Genomic DNA, 1359 nt, shown 5'->3' on the forward strand with positions numbered 1-1359 from the left:
GTTCTCTGATTGCGGCTATGTCAAGTGGGCTAGCGATCTGTCCGTTCGGGGTCATGGTTCTCTCCGAGGTCACGCATTGCGCCTCATGATGGTTTTCGGTGGTGGATCGTCTCCAATGTCGTTTGCGGGGTGGGCAAGCGAGCCTGCGCCCCAACCGTTTTTACGAGATCGATCTACCTCCGTCCCGTCGGGACTTCGCTTCCCGCCTTCTCAGCGGCGGAAATTCAGATCAGGCAGTGGCCTCCTTTGTCCATTGATAGTCCGCACCAGATTTCCAGATCGTCAGCATCAGGACTGCGATCTTGCGCGCTGTTGCGACTGCGGCCTTTCGGAACCCGCGTCGTCCGGCCAGTCGTACAGCCCAGCTCTTCAGTGGCGAGAAACGCTTCACCTGGCGGATCAAGCAGGACGCTGCCTCGAACAGCAGTCCGCGCATCGTCCCGTCTCCGCACTTCGACACCCGTCCCGACCAATCCATTTCGCCAGACTGGTGCCTCTTTGGTGTGAGCCCGAGGAATGCGCCGACATCAGTCACCCGGCTGAACCGGTCTGTATTATCGACCAGGGCAATGAAGCTGAGCGCATTCACTGGCCCGACGCCAGGAATGGTCATCAGGCGACATGCAACGGGGTGGGCCTTTGCCTTTTTCTTCACAGCCTTATCGAGATCGTCCGCCGCTTGGCACAGCGTGGAGTGGGCCGTGATAAACCCATCGGCGATGGCGCGCAGCACCGGATCGGTTTCCCCCGCTGCGGCCAGTTGGTCGCGAAAATTCTGGCGCTGCCGACCTTGGCCGATGCCGGTCATTCGGATGCCGAAGGTTTTCAGCACGCCCCGGATGTGACCTTCGAGGTCTTTGCGCAACCGGATCATCCGTTCTCGCGCACCGACCAGACTTCGCAGCCTGTCAGCATCTTCGCTGCGGATGTGGACCGGTGTAAACCAGCCGGTCCGCGCGAGCTGCGCCAAGCCTTCTGCATCAGCGGCATCGGACTTGTTGAGCCGGGCCGACAGAACCTTGTGCGCCTTCCGGGCATCGATGCATGTCGCTGGAAGACCAAGCCTCATCATCCCGCGCTGCAGCCAGATCGAAAGCATCCCGCTCTCATGTACGATCCGGCGTGGCGTGAGCGATCGGTTGCGAAACCAACCTGCCACGCCCTCCGGGTCCGCAGGGCACGTCCCGCGCGCGATGGTCTTGCCATCATGATCGACAACGCAGATCGAAATTTCTTTCAGTGACACATCCAAACCAGCATAATGTTCCATAGGTCGTTCTCCTCACGCCTTATATACATGAGGCCAACATACCGGACCTCGTTCGCCACTGGAGAGCGACCGCCGCAATCACACCATGT

General features: G+C 60.0%; 1 protein-coding gene. It reads right to left on the reverse strand.

What is annotated here, in order from left to right; translation table 11 throughout:
• Positions 1–229: 229 nt before the first annotated feature.
• Positions 230–1270, reverse strand: coding sequence for an IS110 family transposase (locus tag PVW27_RS21495; RefSeq protein ID WP_274561243.1), 1041 nt, complete (start codon positions 1268–1270; stop codon positions 230–232).
• Positions 1271–1359: the final 89 nt, after the last annotated feature.

Origin of the sequence: Seohaeicola sp. 4SK31 (assembly GCF_028802875.1) — a bacterium.
GTDB lineage: Bacteria > Pseudomonadota > Alphaproteobacteria > Rhodobacterales > Rhodobacteraceae > Seohaeicola.